Annotated in this window: 12 protein-coding genes; 10 read left to right on the top strand and 2 right to left on the bottom strand. The window is 70.2% G+C overall.

The features are described 5' to 3' along the window. Positions 1-95: 95 nt before the first annotated feature. Positions 96-1,010, top strand: a complete 915-nt coding sequence (locus tag AAME72_RS05750; RefSeq protein WP_348789282.1) for a LacI family DNA-binding transcriptional regulator — start codon at positions 96-98, stop codon at positions 1,008-1,010. A gap of 172 nt (positions 1,011-1,182) precedes the next feature. Beyond that, positions 1,183-1,773, top strand: coding sequence for a GNAT family N-acetyltransferase (locus AAME72_RS05745; protein WP_348789281.1), 591 nt, complete (start codon positions 1,183-1,185; stop codon positions 1,771-1,773). 4 nt (positions 1,774-1,777) lie between these two features. Here the strand turns inward: AAME72_RS05745 and AAME72_RS05740 are convergent, their stop codons facing one another. Together AAME72_RS05740 and AAME72_RS05735 are read right to left on the bottom strand one after the other, a co-directional pair. Beyond that, on the bottom strand, positions 1,778-3,697 hold the full coding sequence (locus AAME72_RS05740) for a diguanylate cyclase (RefSeq protein ID WP_348789280.1): 1,920 nt from the start codon (positions 3,695-3,697) through the stop codon (positions 1,778-1,780). A gap of 28 nt (positions 3,698-3,725) precedes the next feature. Next, entirely contained in the window at positions 3,726-4,373 is a 648-nt protein-coding gene (locus AAME72_RS05735; RefSeq protein ID WP_348789279.1) for a TetR/AcrR family transcriptional regulator, read from the bottom strand. A 150-nt stretch (positions 4,374-4,523) separates the two neighbouring features. Here AAME72_RS05735 and AAME72_RS05730 point away from each other — a divergent pair, with 150 nt between their 5' ends. The 8 genes from AAME72_RS05730 (at position 4,524) to chvE (ending at position 14,956) form a co-directional block, all read left to right on the top strand. Beyond that, on the top strand, positions 4,524-6,203 hold the full coding sequence (locus AAME72_RS05730; protein ID WP_348789278.1) for an ABC transporter substrate-binding protein: 1,680 nt from the start codon (positions 4,524-4,526) through the stop codon (positions 6,201-6,203). Between the two features lie 88 nt (positions 6,204-6,291). Beyond that, a complete protein-coding gene (locus AAME72_RS05725) occupies positions 6,292-7,116 on the top strand; it encodes an ABC transporter ATP-binding protein (RefSeq protein WP_348789277.1) in 825 nt (274 codons plus the stop codon). Beyond that, positions 7,113-7,925, top strand: coding sequence for an ATP-binding cassette domain-containing protein (locus AAME72_RS05720; protein WP_348789276.1), 813 nt, complete (start codon positions 7,113-7,115; stop codon positions 7,923-7,925). The genes AAME72_RS05725 and AAME72_RS05720 overlap by 4 nt, the downstream gene beginning before the upstream one ends. Further along, the gene (locus AAME72_RS05715) at positions 7,922-8,992 is read left to right on the top strand and encodes an ABC transporter permease (protein WP_348789275.1); all 1,071 of its coding nucleotides are present in this window, start codon (positions 7,922-7,924) and stop codon (positions 8,990-8,992) included. Before AAME72_RS05720 ends, AAME72_RS05715 begins: the two co-directional genes overlap by 4 nt. 164 nt (positions 8,993-9,156) lie before the next feature. Next, positions 9,157-10,062: an ABC transporter permease gene (locus AAME72_RS05710; protein ID WP_348790211.1), complete on the top strand. Its 906-nt coding sequence runs from the start codon at positions 9,157-9,159 to the stop codon at positions 10,060-10,062. Beyond that, positions 10,059-12,335, top strand: a complete 2,277-nt coding sequence (locus AAME72_RS05705; RefSeq protein WP_348789274.1) for a glycoside hydrolase family 3 N-terminal domain-containing protein — start codon at positions 10,059-10,061, stop codon at positions 12,333-12,335. The genes AAME72_RS05710 and AAME72_RS05705 overlap by 4 nt, the downstream gene beginning before the upstream one ends. A 172-nt stretch (positions 12,336-12,507) precedes the next feature. Further along, entirely contained in the window at positions 12,508-13,530 is a 1,023-nt protein-coding gene (locus AAME72_RS05700; protein ID WP_348789273.1) for a LacI family DNA-binding transcriptional regulator, read from the top strand. A gap of 295 nt (positions 13,531-13,825) precedes the next feature. Next, positions 13,826-14,956 (top strand): multiple monosaccharide ABC transporter substrate-binding protein, encoded by a 1,131-nt coding sequence (gene chvE / locus AAME72_RS05695; protein ID WP_348789272.1) that lies wholly within the window; start codon positions 13,826-13,828, stop codon positions 14,954-14,956. Positions 14,957-15,011: the final 55 nt, after the last annotated feature.

Below are 15,011 nucleotides of genomic sequence, written 5' to 3'. Positions count from 1 at the left end.
CTCGGGTGCGCGGAACGTCGTCGTTCGCGCTGGAACGGCACGCTACGTACCCAAAACGATTTGGGCAAGAAGATCCCGGTGAATAGGATGCGACCATGCCCCGGCAGCGTTCGACCATCCGCGACGTCGCCCGGCGGGCGGGCGTGTCGGTCACGACCGTGTCGCACACCTTCTCCGGGAACGGCGTCGTGAATCCGGCGACCCAGGCGCGCGTGCGCTCCGCCGCCTCGGAGCTCGGCTACCACCCGGATGTCGTGGCGAGCGGTCTGCGACGCAGCCGGCTCGGGGTCGTCGGCCTGGTGCTGCGCCCGGCGGTGGGGGAGCATCCCGAGTACCTGAGTGACGTCGACTACTTCCCGCGATTCGCGGGAGCCGCCGCCCTCACCTGCCTGGAGCACGGCTACGCGCTCATGCTCGTCGCCGACCCGACGGTGCCGGGAGCCCCGGTGACCGCATACGCCTGCGACGGGATCGTCGTCACGGATCCGGTCGCCGACGACCCCCTCGTCGCCCGTCTGCGCTCCAGCGGCACCCCGTACACCCTGGTCGGGGCGGATGTGAACGACCCGGGCGACCCCCAGGTCGTCGACATCGCGACGCCGGCGATCACCGATCGCGTACTCGACCACCTCGCGGCGGCGGGAGCGACCCGCCCGGCACTGGTGACCGGATGCGACGCGATCGAATGGAACCTCGCCACCGAGCAGCGCTACCGCGAGCGGATGCGCGAGCGCGGTGCTGCGGAGCTGGTCGTCCGCGCGCCCGAGCTGGGTGCGGGCGCGGCGGGAGCGCGGGCCGCGGACGAACTGCTGGCGCTCCCGGAGCTGCCGGACGGCGTCTACTGCCAGACCAGCGACCACGCGCGCGGATTGGTGGACCGGCTCCTGGAGCGCGGCGTCCGGGTGCCGGAGGACGTCCGCGTCGTGTGCGGGTCGGACGCCGACCGGCTGCGCACCGGCGAGCCGTCGATCACGTCGGTGGACCTCCACCCGGAGGCCCTCGGCCGGTAGGCGGCGGCGGCCATGCTGCGCCAGCTCGAGCCGTCCCTCACCCTTTCCGTGCCGGCGCCGGAGCACGGGCGCATCATCCCGCGACGGTCCACCGCCCAGCCCGCGCGCTGAGCCGGCGGGGGCTCTGCGACGGCCCGGCAGTGTCGCGCCACGGCCTTGCTACGGTGGCTGCATGGATCCCCTCACCGCCATCGCGTGGCCCCTCCGCACGGAGCGTCTCCGGCTGCGCCGCGCGGTCGCGTCCGACGCCGAGCCCACGTGGACCTGGCGGAGGCTGCCCGAGGTCGCCGAGTGGATCACGCGCGCACCCGGTGACGTCGAGACCTATCGAGCGCAGTTCACGGACGCGGCCCGGCTGGCGAGCCTGCTGATCGTCGAGCTGCACGACCCGGGCCGCCCGGGGGAGGCGGGCCTGCCGATCGGGGACATCATGGTGCGCGTCGAGGACGGCTGGGCACAGGACGAGGTGGCCGAGGCCGCGCGCGGCACGCAGGCCGAGCTCGGCTGGACGTTCCACCCCGCCTCCCAGGGCCGCGGGTACGCGACCGAGGCGGTGCGCGCGGCGATCGGAGCCTGCTTCGAGCCGCTGGGCCTGCGGCGGGTGCACGCCGGCTGCTTCGCCGCGAACGAGCCGTCCTGGCGCCTGATGGAACGCATCGGCATGCGCCGAGAGGAGTTCAGCCGCGCCACCGCGCTGCACCGCTCCGGCGTCTGGATGGACGGGATGAACTACGGCCTGCTGGCCGAGGAGTGGACGCCGTAGGCCGTCACACGCAGACGCGGTTGCGCCCCGCCTTCTTCGCCCGGTACATCGCGGCGTCCGCCGCGTCCAGCAGCTGCTTCGGCGTCCCTCCGCTGCGGACGTCGACCACGCCGCACGAGGCGGTGACGGCGACCGGGCCGAACGCGGTGTCGATCGGCTCCCCGACCACCGCGATCAGCCGGCCGGCGAAGGCCTCGCCGCCGGCGAGCGAGGTGTCGCGCGAGAGCACCACGAACTCGTCGCCGGCGAGCCGGGCGATGACGTCGGAGTCGCGCGATGCGCCCGTGAGCCGCTTCGCGATGGTGCGAAGCACGGTGTCGCCGGCCTCGTGGCCGTGCCCGTCGTTGATCTCCTTGAACCCGTCGAGATCGATGAACAGAACGACCCCCGTCCGCTCCTCGGCGACGGCGCGGTCGAGCTGGTGCTCGAACGCGCGCCGGTTCTGCAGGCCGGTGAGGTGGTCGACGAGCGCGAGCCGCGCCAGCCGGGTCTCGGTGCGTCTGTCGATGACGCGGGTGAGCTCGCGGCCGAGGTCGCGCGCCTCCTCCGCGGTCGATCCCCAGGCGATCGCGGTGCCCTGCACGCTCTGCCGCCACTCCGAGAACGACCGGCGCGGCGACAGCGGGGTGTCCCGGTTATCGGCCGACTGATCCCCGAGCCAGCGGATGACCTGGGTGACCTCGCGGCGGAAGAACGCCAGCGCCCCGCCGGCGACCGGGACGACGAGCACCCCGGCGACGCCGGGCAGCAGCGTCGACAGCGCGGGGTGCGTGCGCGCGAGCTCGTCCGTGCAGAAGTACTCCGTGCCGAGGGCCGCGAGCAGCTCGCCGCGGTCGCCCTCCGGCACATGCCCGATCCCGCGGCTCATCTCGCCGAGGGCGAGGACGGCGCCGTCGGCGCCGACCAGGTCGAGCAGCTCGCCGCCCTGCTCGGCGAGGGCAGGCAGGACATCGTCCGCGGCGAGCACGTCGGAGAGCAGGTTCGCGCGCCGCTCGCGCACGGTCAGGTCGTGGCGCAACCGCGCGATCGACTCGAGCGACTCCAGTTGCAGCGTCACCTGCGTCGTCAGGACCTCCAGCGCCCGGCGGAGCAGGATCGGCATCTGCCGCTCGGTGCGGTGCGCGCACGTGATCATCCCGACCAGCCGGCCGTCGCTGATCAGGGAGAAGGACACGGTGGACGCCTGGCCCATGTTGCGCATGAACTGCAGGTGGTGCGGCGAGACGGCACGCAGCTCCGCCTGGCTCAGGTCGATCGGCGCGGCGCCGGCGTCGCTCGAGACCAGGGCGGTCCCCTCGTCGCTCGTGCTCACGATCGCGCGGGACAGCTTGGTGACGTAGAGCGATCGGGCCTGCTGCGGGATGTCGGAGGCGGGGAAGCGCAGGCCGCGGTACGCATCCATGTCGGGCTCGGCGGCCTCGCCCGCGACCTCGCCGTGGCCGTCGGGGAAGAACCGGTAGACCATCACCCGGTCGAACTGGGTGATCCGCTTGATCTCCTCGGCCGCGGCCTGCCGCAGGTCGTCCGGGTCGTCGATCGCGCCGAGCGTCCGGATCGCGCCGACGACGGACGGGGTGGGCAGGTCGCGCCCCTCCTCGATCGGTTCGAGCTCGAGCACCACCCGGTTCCCAAGGCCGTGCGTCACCGCGTCGAAGCGGCGCGCGCCGAGCTCGACGCGGACCGGGTCGCCGTGCGGCGGGGATGCGACGCTCCATTCGAGGGACGGGCTGCCGAGCTCGGCGACCGACCGGCCGAGCCACTCGGCGGCGTTCTCGCTCGCCACCACGATCTCGAAGCTCGCGGCGTCGACGACGAACAGCGTCCCGTGCGATTGGATGCGGCCCGGCGTCCGGATCGGCTCCTTGACGCACTCCTCCAGCCGTCGTCGCTCGGAGGGGTCGGACAGGACGTTGCTCTCAGTCATCAGGCCCCACCCTACGCGGGCCCCGTGCTCATTCCTCCCGCACGTACGTCGACAGCCCGGGCCCGGGGCGCAGCACGGCGTTCACGATCGCCTGGATGGCGAACTCGCTCGCCTCGGCGAGATCGACCACGGCCGGGTCGAGCAGCCACTGGAGCTGGAGGCCGTCCATGACGGCGAGGATCGCCGCCGAGGCCTTGTCGATCGAGGTCGGGTCGGTGACGCCCTCCTGTTCGCAGAGCTCGCGGAAGGCGGCGTCCACGTCGTCCCGGAGCACGCGGTAGCGGTCGTGGAAGTAGTCCTTCGCGGGGTGCTCCTCGGTGACGGACTCGGCGGAGAGCACCGTGTAGACCTGCACGATGCCGGGGCGGGCGGCGTTGCGGATCATGGTGTGCACCAGGTGCATGAACAGCGCGGGCCCACCGGGGATGTGCTGGTCGGCGAGGTGCGCGACGTCGTCCTGGTCGCGGAAGTCGAGGACCTCGAGCAGGAGCTTCTGCTTGGAGCCGAAGTGGTGGAGCACGCCGGCATGGGTCATCCCGACCTGCTCGGCGATGTCGGAGAGGGTGCCGTTGGTCGACCCCTTGGTCCCGAAGGTCTCGATCGCGGCACGCAGGATCTCCTCGCGTTTCCGCTTGGTCTCCGGGCGCGGATGGGCGCTGCCGCTGGTCGTAGCCATCCCGCATCGTCCTTCGTTTGGTGCTGGTTGCGGCCGAGCTTACCACTGAGTAACCTCTCCTCAGCTTGCTTTCTGACCAGTAAGCAAGTTAGGTTCAGCCCACCACCTGCACCACAGGCACAACGGATGTGCCGTCACGAAGGAGAAGCAATGAGGCTTAGGAAATACGCGATCACGGGCGCGGCGATCGTCGCTCTCGGTGCCCTGGCGCTGACGGGATGCTCGTCCAACGACTCCGGCGGATCGAACGCATCGAGCGGCTCGAAGTCGCTCACCGTCGCGAAGCCGGACGGACCCGCCGTCCTGGCGACGCAGATCAACAACCCGTTCATCGGCACCGGCTCCGGCCAGTCGCTCGGCTATAACCGGATGATCTTCGAGCCGCTCGCGCTCGTCAACCCGGTCGGCAAGAACGAGACGACCCCGTGGCTCGCGTCCAAGGTCCAGTGGAACGCCGACTACACGCAGCTCACCGTCACCCCGCGCGCGGACGTGAAGTGGAGCGACGGCAAGGCGTTCACGGCCGACGACATCGTCTTCACCTTCGACCTCATCAAGAAGACCCCCGCGCTCGACCTCGCCGGGCTGAAGCTCGCCGACGTCAAGAAGGACGGCGACAACGTCGTCCTGAACTTCACGGAGTCCAAGTTCGTCAAGCAGGGCGACGTGCTGCAGACGGCGATCGTGCCCGAGCACCAGTGGAAGGACATCGCGGACCCGACGAAGGACGCGGTCAAGGACGCCATCGGCACCGGCCCCTACACGATCAAGAGCTTCTCCTCGCAGGGCGTCGTGCTCACGGCGCGCAAGGACTACTGGGGCGGCACGGTCCCGGTGCCCGAGCTGAAGTACCTGGAGTACAACGACAACACCGGCCTGCTGCGCGCGCTGCAGAACGGTGAGGCCGACTGGGCGCAGATCTTCATCACGGACTACCAGAAGAACTACGTCGACAAGGACAAGAAGCACAACGTGTTCTGGGGCGCCAACGTCCTGAGCCCCGACATGATCCTGGTCAACACGACCAAGGCGCCGTTCAACGACGTGGCGTTCCGCAAGGCCGTCAACATGGTCATCGACCGCAAGGCGCACGCCGAGAAGGCGCGCGGCAACGCCGGCCCCGAGCTGACCAACGTCACGGGCATCCCGCAGCCGACGGGCGACCAGTACATCGCCCCGGAGTACAAGGACAAGAACTTCTCCATCGACGTCGACGGCGCGAAGAAGGTCCTCACCGACGCGGGCTACACCTGGAAGGACAAGGCGCTGATCGACCCGTCCGGCAAGCCCGTCTCCTTCACCCTGCAGGACCCGCAGGGCTGGAACGACTACGTCACCGGCATCCAGCTGGTCGCCACCCAGGTCAAGAACACCCTGGGCGCCGACGCGAAGGTCGCCACCCCCGACGCGGACACCTGGACCGCCAACATCGCGACCGGCAACTTCGACGCCGCGCTGCACTGGAGCGGTTCGGGCTCGAACCCGTGGCACATCTACGACGACGTGATGAACGGCGCGTACCTCGACCAGGCCGACGGCGGCAAGGTCGCCGACAACTTCGGGCGCTACAACAACCCGGCGGCGAACGCCCTGCTCAAGGAGTACGCGCAGGCGTCCGACGACGCGGCCCGCACGGCGGCGCTCAACAAGATCCAGAAGATCTTCGTCGACGACGTCCCGGCCATCCCGATCGGCACGCACCCGATGCTGGGTCAGTACAACACCCGCTCGTACACCGGTTGGCCGAGCGAGGACGACCAGTACGCGACGGCCGACCCGACGCAGCCGTCCGCCGTTCAGGTGCTGATGAACCTGAAGCCCGCGAAGTAACCACCCCACCCGCGTCCGGGGTGGACCACGGTCTCACGACCCGAGTCCGCCCCGGACGCGTCGCGGACAGCAGGAAAGCGATGTGCCCATGACAGACTCCCTTCTCTCGGTGCGCGACTTCTCGGTCGTGTACGACGTGGACCCGCCCGTCGCGGCGGTCAAGAACGTCACCCTCGACATCCAGCGCGGCGAGATCGTCGGCCTCGCCGGCGAGAGCGGCTGCGGTAAGACCACCCTGGCCTACGGCGTCCAGCGGCTCCTCCGTCCGCCGGCGGTCATCACCAGCGGCAGCGTCGTCTTCCACGACAAGGGCGGCGACGACGTCGACATCAACGCCCTCGACGTCGAGCAGATGCGCCGGTTCCGCTGGGACAAGATCTCGATGGTCTTCCAGGGGGCGATGAACGCCCTGAACCCGGTGGCGACGATCGGCTCCCAGCTCGACGACGTGTTCCTCGTGCACCGGCCGGAACTGAGCCGCGCCGAGCGCCGGGCCGCGGTCGTCGAGCTGCTCGAGATCGTCAAGGTCGGCGGCCAGAGGGCGCGCTCCTTCCCGCACGAGCTCTCCGGCGGGATGCGCCAGCGCGTGATGATCGCGATGGCCCTCGCCCTCCGTCCCCAGCTGATGGTGATGGACGAGCCGACGACCGCGCTCGACGTGCTCGTGCAGCGCGAGATCCTCAAGCAGATCTCGCAGCTGCGCCACGAGTTCGGCTTCTCTGTCGTCTTCATCACCCACGACCTGCCGCTGCTGCTGGAGATCAGCGACCGCATCGCGATCATGCGCGAGGGCGAGATCGTCGAACTGGCGACGGCCGAGCAGATCTGGGAGAACCCGCAGCACGAGTACACCCGCAAGCTGCTCGCGTCGTTCCCGCGCCTGACCGGAGAGAGAGGAGTGGTCGCACGATGACCACGCTCGAGTTCAAGAACGTCACGAAGCTCTACAACGTCCGCGGCGCCGGTCAGCTCAAGGCGCTCGACGACGTCAGCTTCACCCTCACATCGCGGCAGACGATCGGCCTGGTCGGACAGTCGGGCAGCGGCAAGTCGACGATCGCGAAGATCCTCACCCAGCTGGAGACGCCGACGAGCGGAGAGGTGCTGCTCGACGGCGAGCCGATCCCGCGCTCCGGCAAGCGGCTGCGGAAGTACCGCCAGCAGCTGCGGATGGTGTTCCAGGACCCGTTCGCCTCGCTGAACCCGTACCACTCCATCCGTCACCACATCGAGCGCCCGCTGCGGCTCGACGACGTCGTCCCGCGCAAGCAGGTCGACGACGAGGTGCGCCGCCTCCTGCTCCGGGTGCGCCTGGACGCGGACGCGGTGATCGATCGCCGCCCGCACGAGCTCTCCGGCGGCCAGCGTCAACGTGTCGCGATCGCGCGGGCGCTGGCGTCCCGTCCTGCGCTCCTCGTCGCCGACGAGCCGGTGTCCATGCTGGATGTCTCGATCCGTCTCGGCGTGCTCAACCTGCTCGCCGACCTGCAGCGCGAGGAGGGGCTCGGCGTGCTGTACATCACCCACGACCTGGCGACCGCCCGCCACTTCAGCGACGAGATCATGGTGCTGAACCAGGGCAGGGTCGTCGAGCGCGGAACGGCGGACGACGTCATCCTGAACCCGAGCGACCCGTACACGCGCGAACTGCGCGCAGCATCGCCCGACCCCGAGAAGCACTTCCGGGAACTGTCGGCACAGACCTCGGGAGGTGCGCGATGAGCGCGGATTCGCAAGCAACGGTCGACCCGACGCTCGTCGGGACGACGGCCGCCCGTGCGGAGCGCAGCGGGCGTCGCGTGCCCTGGCGCTTCATCGGCGGGCGCGTGGCGTTCTACGTGTTCACCGCGTGGGCCGCCATCACGATCAACTTCTTCCTGCCGCGCATGATGAAGGGCGACGCGGTGGACTCGTACATGGCGCGCAGCCGAGGCGAGCTCACCCCGGACGCCGAGCACGCGCTGCGGGCGCTGTTCGGCCTGGACAAGTCCGTCCCGCTCTGGCAGCAGTACCTCGAGTACTGGGGGAACCTGCTGCACGGCGACCTCGGCTACTCGATCTCCGCGGGCATGGCCCCGGTCGGCCAGGCCATCGGCTCCGCCCTGCCCTGGACGCTCGGCCTGGTCGGCGTCGCCACCATCATCTCGTTCGTCACGGGCACGGCCCTCGGCGCGGTGATCGGCTGGAAGCGTGGCAGCAGGCTGGACGTGTTCGTCCCGGTGACCACGTTCCTCGGCGCCATCCCGTACTTCTGGCTCGGGCTGATCTTCATCGCCGTGTTCTCGACCACGCTCGGCTGGTTCCCCGCCGGGCACGCCTTCGGGCTCGGCGTCGACCCGGGCTGGAACGGGGAGTTCATCGGCGAGGTCGTCTCGCACGCCATCCTCCCGGTGGCGACCATCGTGGTCGTCTCCCTCGGCGGCTGGGTGCTCGGGATGCGGAACATGATGCTCACGGTGCTCGACGAGGACTACATCACCGTCGCGCAGGCCAAGGGCATGCCGAACCGGCGGGTGATGTGGCGCTACGCGGCCCGCAACGCCGTGCTCCCGCAGATCCAGAGCTTCGCGCTCGCGCTCGGCTTCATCGTCGGCGGCACGCTCGTGATGGAGATGATCTTCTCCTATCCCGGCATCGGACTGCTGCTGCTCAACGCGACCAGCGCCAAGGACTACGCGCTGATGCAGGGCATCTTCCTCGTGCTCGTCCTGGCGGTGCTGGTGGCGAACATCCTGGCGGACATCGCCTACGCCATCCTCGACCCGCGCACCCGCCAGACGGAGGCCTGACCATGACCCGCATCTCTCCCGACCCCGCCACCGAGAAGGCGCCGGCCGAGGCGCAGCCCACGGGCATCGGCGTCCCGGAGACCGCGCACGTGCTCGCCGCGCGACCGCTCCCCGCCACGCGGGCGAAGGTCACGTTCGGCTCCCAGCTGCGCGCGTCGCTCGCGATGTTCAGCAACCGGAAGTCAGCGACCGGTCTCATCATCATGGGCGTCTTCGTGCTCGTCGCGATCTTCGCCCCGCTGATCGTTCCGGGCGACCCGAACGCGCAGCACCTCGACGAGACGCTGCAGCCGCCGTCGTTCAAACACCTGCTCGGAACGACGCACATCGGCCAGGACGTGTTCGCCCAGGTGGTCTACGGCACCCGCGGCGTCCTCATCGTGGGCTTCCTGGCGACCATCATGGCCACGGTCGTCGCGATCGCCATCGGCGTCACCGCCGGCTACCTGCGCGGCTGGAAGAGCGAATCCCTGTCCGCGCTGTCGAATGTGTTCCTCGTCATCCCCGCGCTGCCGCTGATGATCATCGTGGCCTCGCAGTTCGAGGACCCGCCGCTGTGGCTCATCGCCGGCGTGCTCGGCCTCACCGGCTGGGCCTGGGGCGCGCGCGTGCTGCGCGCCCAGACGATGTCGCTGCGCAACCGCGACTTCATCCAGGCCGCGCGCGCCAACGGCGAGCCGCTGCACCGCATCATCCTGGTCGAGATGCTGCCGAACCTGATGGCGATCATCGCCTCCAGCTTCGTCGGCACCATGACCGCGGCCGTGCTCGGACTGACGACCCTCGCGTTCGTCGGCGTCATCCCGGTGTCGAACCTGAACTGGGGCACCATCCTGTTCTGGGCGCAGCAGAACAACGCATTCCCCGACTACTGGTGGTGGTACGTGCCCGCGGGACTCTGCATCGCCCTGCTCGGCACGGCCCTGTCCCTGATCAACTTCGGCATCGACGAGTACGTCAACCCGCGGCTGCGCTCCGCAGGCGAGCGCGCCCGCGCCATGAAGAAGAAGGGCCTGAACATCAACGACACCGTCACCCAGGTCCGCACAACGGAAGGCACCACCGAATGACGTCGACCCTGCCCAGCACGCAGGCCGTCCACCCCGAAGGAGCGCTACCGTACCAGGACCCGTCGCTGACCACCGCCGAGCGCGTCGCCGACCTCCTCGACCGCATGACGGTCGAGGAGAAGGTCGGCCAGATGCTGCAGCTGGATGCGCGGGACGATCTGCAGGACCACATCCTGCGCCGTCACGCCGGCTCCATCCTGCACACCTCCCCGGAGCGCATCCTGGAGGCGAACCGACTCACCTCGCAGACCCGGCTGCGCATCCCGCTGCTGGTCGGCGAGGACTGCATCCACGGCCACTCGTTCTGGCCGGGCGCCACCATCTACCCCACCCAGCTCGGGATGGCGGCGTCGTGGGATGCGGAGCTGATCGAGCGCGTCGCGCGCGCCACCGCGGAGGAGGTCGCCGTCACCGGCGTGCACTGGACGTTCTCGCCGGTGCTCTGCATCGCCCGCGACCTGCGCTGGGGCCGGGTGAGCGAGACGTTCGGCGAGGACCCGTACCTCATCGGCGAGCTCGCGAGCGCGATGGTCCGCGGTTACCAGGGCGACGGCCTCGACGACCCGACGGCGATCCTCGCCACGGCCAAGCACTTCGCCGGCTACTCGGAGACGCAGGGCGGCCGCGACGCGAGCGAGGCGGACATCTCCCGGCGGAAGCTGCGCAGCTGGTTCCTGCCGCCGTTCGAGCGCGTCGCCCGCGAGGGCTGCCGCACCTTCATGCTCGGCTACCAGAGCACCGACGGCGTGCCGATCACCGTGAACGACTGGCTGCTCAGCGAGGTGCTCCGCGGCGAGTGGGGCTACACCGGGACGCTCATCACCGACTGGGACAACGTGGGCCGCATGGTCTGGGAGCAGAAGGTGCAACCGGACTACGCGCACGCCGCCGCCGCGGCCGTGAAGGCCGGCAACGACATGGTGATGACCACGCCGCTGTTCTTCGAGGGCGCGCTGGAGGCGGTGGCCAGGGGGCTGCTCGCCGAGGACGCGTTCGACGCGGCCGTCGCGCGCATCCTCACGCTCAAGTTCGACCTCGGGCTCTTCGAGGACCCGCGCCTGCCCTCCGAGCGCATGGACGCCGTGGTCGGCAGCGCCGATCACGCCGCGCTCAACCTGGAGGTCGCCCGCCGCTCCCTCGTGCTGCTGGAGAACGACGGGACGCTGCCGCTCGCGGCCGGCGCGCCGGCCGCTCCGGTCCGCGTCGCGGTCGTCGGGCCGCTCGCCGACGACGCGCAGACCCAGCTCGGCGACTGGGCCGGCGGATCCGGCCAGGCGGGCTGGCTGGACGGCCAGCCGCGCGAGATGATCACGACGGTGCTCGACGGGCTCGAGGCCGTGGACGGCCTCGACGTCCGCCACGCCCGTGGCGCCGACATCCTCACGCTCGCGGAGGATCCGCTCGGCAGCACGTTCCCGGACGGTCAGCCCCGGCCCCCACTCGTTGTGCCGTGCCCGCCCGACGCCGGTCTGATCGCGGAGGCGGTCGCCGCCGCGTCGGAGTCGGATGTGGTCGTCGCCGTCGTCGGCGACCGGATCGAGCTGGTCGGCGAGGGCCGCTCCACGGCGACGCTGGAGCTGATCGGCGGGCAGAACGCACTGCTCGACGCGCTGATCGCCACCGGGAAGCCGGTGGTCGTGATCCTGCTCGCCTCCAAGCCGCTCGTGCTCCCGCCGTCGGTCGCCGACGCGGCCGCGGTGATCTGGGCGGCGAACCCAGGGATGCTCGGCGGCCGGGCGCTGGCCGAGCTGATCACCGGGGCCATCGAGCCCTCCGGCCGGCTGCCCATCTCGTTCGCCCGCCACGCCGGCCAGCAGCCGACGTACTACAACCAGCTGCGCGGGCAGCACGGCGACCGCTATGCGGATCTCACGCAGGAGCCCGCCTGGGCGTTCGGCCAGGGCCTCTCGTACACGACCGTCGAGTACGCCGACCTGGCACTCGCGCGCACAGAGCTCGGCGCCGGTGACCTGATCGAGGCGGAGGTCACGGTGCGCAACACCGGCGACCGCCCGGCGCGGGAGACCGTGCAGCTGTACGTGCGGGACACGGTCACGAGCGTGAGCTGGACGGATCGCGAGCTGAAGGCGTACCGCCAGGTGGACCTCGCGCCCGGCGAGTTCGCGCGGGTGCGGCTGACGCTCCCGGTCGCGGAGTGCACGATCGTGGACGCGGACGGCGTCCGCCTGGTCGAGGCGGGTGACTTCGAGCTGCTGGTCGGCTCGTCTTCGCGCCCCGCCGACCTCCTCGGCGCACCCTTCACCGTGCGCTGACGGCGTCCCCGCCATCGCTTCCGGAGTTCTTCCCGCAACACGCCGCGGCGGAGCGTGAACAACTCCGGAAGCGATGGCGACAGTGACCGCGACGGGGGTGCGAGCGGACTGCGTTAGCGCTCACACGGCCTGATCCCATAGGGTAGCGTCCGTTACCACTGAAGGGGTTTCGATGTCCGAGTCGTCGCCGACGGATCGCGCGCCGACCATCTACGACGTCGCGCGAGCCGCGGGAGTGTCGCACCAGACCGTCTCGCGCGTGCTCAACGACCACCCGAGCCTGCGCGCCGAGACCAGGGACCGCGTGCTCGCGGCGATGGAGCAGCTGGACTACCGGCCGAGCTCCGCGGCGCGCGCGCTCGTGACCAGCCGGACACGCACCGTCGGGATCCTCTCCGCGGAGAGCCTGCTCTGGGGTCCGGCCTCGAGCATCCAGGCGATCGAGGTCGCCGCGCGCGCTGCAGGCTACCTGACCGTCACGGCCAACATCGACGGCCGCGACGAGGCGTCCATCCGCTCCGGCCTCGGGCACCTGCTGGAGCAGGGCGTCGAGGGGATCGTCGTGATCGCTCCGCAGATCCGGGTGTCCCGGGTGCTGGACGCTGCCACCCTGCGCATCCCGCACCTCACTCTGCAGGCGTCGCCCACCTCCTCGCCCACGGCACTCGGCGCCGACCAGATCGAGGGCGCCCGGCGGGCGGTGCGGCACCTGATCGAGCTGGGCCACACGGAGATCATCCACCTCGCCGGACCTCAGGACTGGATCGAGGCCGAGGCGCGGATGACCGGCTACCTGCGCGAGATGTCCGCCGCCGACCTGGAGACCCGGCCGCCGCTGCTCGGCGACTGGACCGCGGAGCGGGGCTACCGCGTCGGCCGGGAGCTGATCGGCGCGCGGTCGTTCACCGCGATCTTCGCCGGCAACGACCACATGGCGCTCGGCCTCATCCGCGCGCTCTACGACGCGGGCGTGCGCGTGCCGGAGGACGTGAGCGTGATCGGCTTCGACGACGTGCCGGAGGCCGCGTACTACCTGCCGCCGCTCACGACGGTCCGCCAGGACTTCGCCGAGGTGGGGCGCCGCACTATCGCGGTGCTGCTCGCGGCCATCGAGGGCCAGGCGCCGCTCGAGGCGCCGTTCCCCGCGCCGGAGCTGATCGTCCGCGGCTCCACGGGCCCCGCGCCGGCCCGCTGACGCGCCGCGCGCCGACCCGGCGCGCGCCGCCCCGCCGACCCGCCGCGCGCCGCCCCGCGTCGCGCGAGGGGCACGTCGTTGTCACTTTCGGCGCCCGAAAGCGACAACAACGTGCCCTTCGGCGGCCGCGGAGGCGGCGCGGGATGCGCGGCGGGCACGTTGACCGGTCACATTTCTGGGAGAAACGGTTGACACGCGACCGAAGGATGGGCGAACATCTTCCCCATGTGAGCGCTCATATGATCGCTCACACGGCGTCCTGCCGACCACTGCATTCAACGGAGAAGGATTCACAGTGCGCAAGCTCACCCGCCTCATCACAGCCGGTCTGGCCACCGGCGCCCTCGCCGTGTCGCTCGCGGCATGCTCGTCCTCGTCCGGCTCGTCGTCCGGCGACGGAGGTGGAGACGGCGGCCTCATCGGCGTCGCGATGCCCACCAAGTCGTCCGAGCGCTGGATCGCCGACGGCAACAACGTCAAGAAGCAGCTGGAGGACGCGGGCTACACCGTCGACCTGCAGTACGCGGAGGACGACATCCCGACCCAGGTGTCGCAGCTCGAGAACATGATCACCAAGGGCGCGAAGGCGCTCATCATCGCCTCCATCGACGGCACGACCCTCACCAACGTGCTGCAGGAGGCCGCCGACAGCGACATCAAGGTGATCGCCTACGACCGCCTCATCCGCGACTCCGAGAACGTGGACTACTACGCGACCTTCGACAACTACAAGGTCGGCGTGCAGCAGGCCAACTCGCTCCTGGCCGGCCTGAAGCTGACCGACCTCGAAGGCAAGAAGGCGGCGAGCGCTCCCAAGGGCCCGTTCAACATCGAGGTTTTCGCCGGCAGCCCCGACGACAACAACGCCACCTTCTTCTACAAGGGCGCGATGGACACGCTGAAGCCGTACCTCGACGACGGCACGCTCGTGGTCAAGAGCAAGCAGACCGACTTCAACACCGTCGCGACGCTCCGCTGGGACGGCGAGGTCGCCCAGAGCCGCATGGAGGACATCCTCACCAAGACATACTCCGACGGCTCGAAGGTCGACGCCGTGCTCTCGCCCTACGACGGCCTCTCCCGCGGAATCATCTCCGCGCTGACCGACGCCGGCTACTCGGTCGGCGACAAGTTCCCGATCATCACCGGTCAGGACGCCGAGCTCGACTCGGTCAAGGCGATCGAGTCCGGCGAGCAGTACGCGACCATCTACAAGGACACCCGCGAGCTGGCCAAGGAGGCCGTCTCGATGGCGAAGGCCGTGCTCGGCGGCGACAAGCCGGAGGTCAACGACACGAAGACCTACGACAACGGCAAGAAGGTCGTCCCGTCCTACCTCCTGGAGCCGGTCATCGTGACGAAGGACCAGATCCAGCCGGTCCTGATCGACGGCGGCTACTACACCGAGAAGCAGATCAAGGGTTGACCGACCGCGGGCGGGGCGTCCGGTCGCCCCGCCCGCCTTTCACCGGAGAAAGGCG

Origin of the sequence: Leifsonia sp. NPDC080035, assembly GCF_040050925.1 — a bacterium.
Taxonomy (GTDB): domain Bacteria; phylum Actinomycetota; class Actinomycetes; order Actinomycetales; family Microbacteriaceae; genus Leifsonia.
Note: the sequence above shows the minus strand (reverse complement) of the source record. Positions and strands in the feature narration are given on the sequence as shown.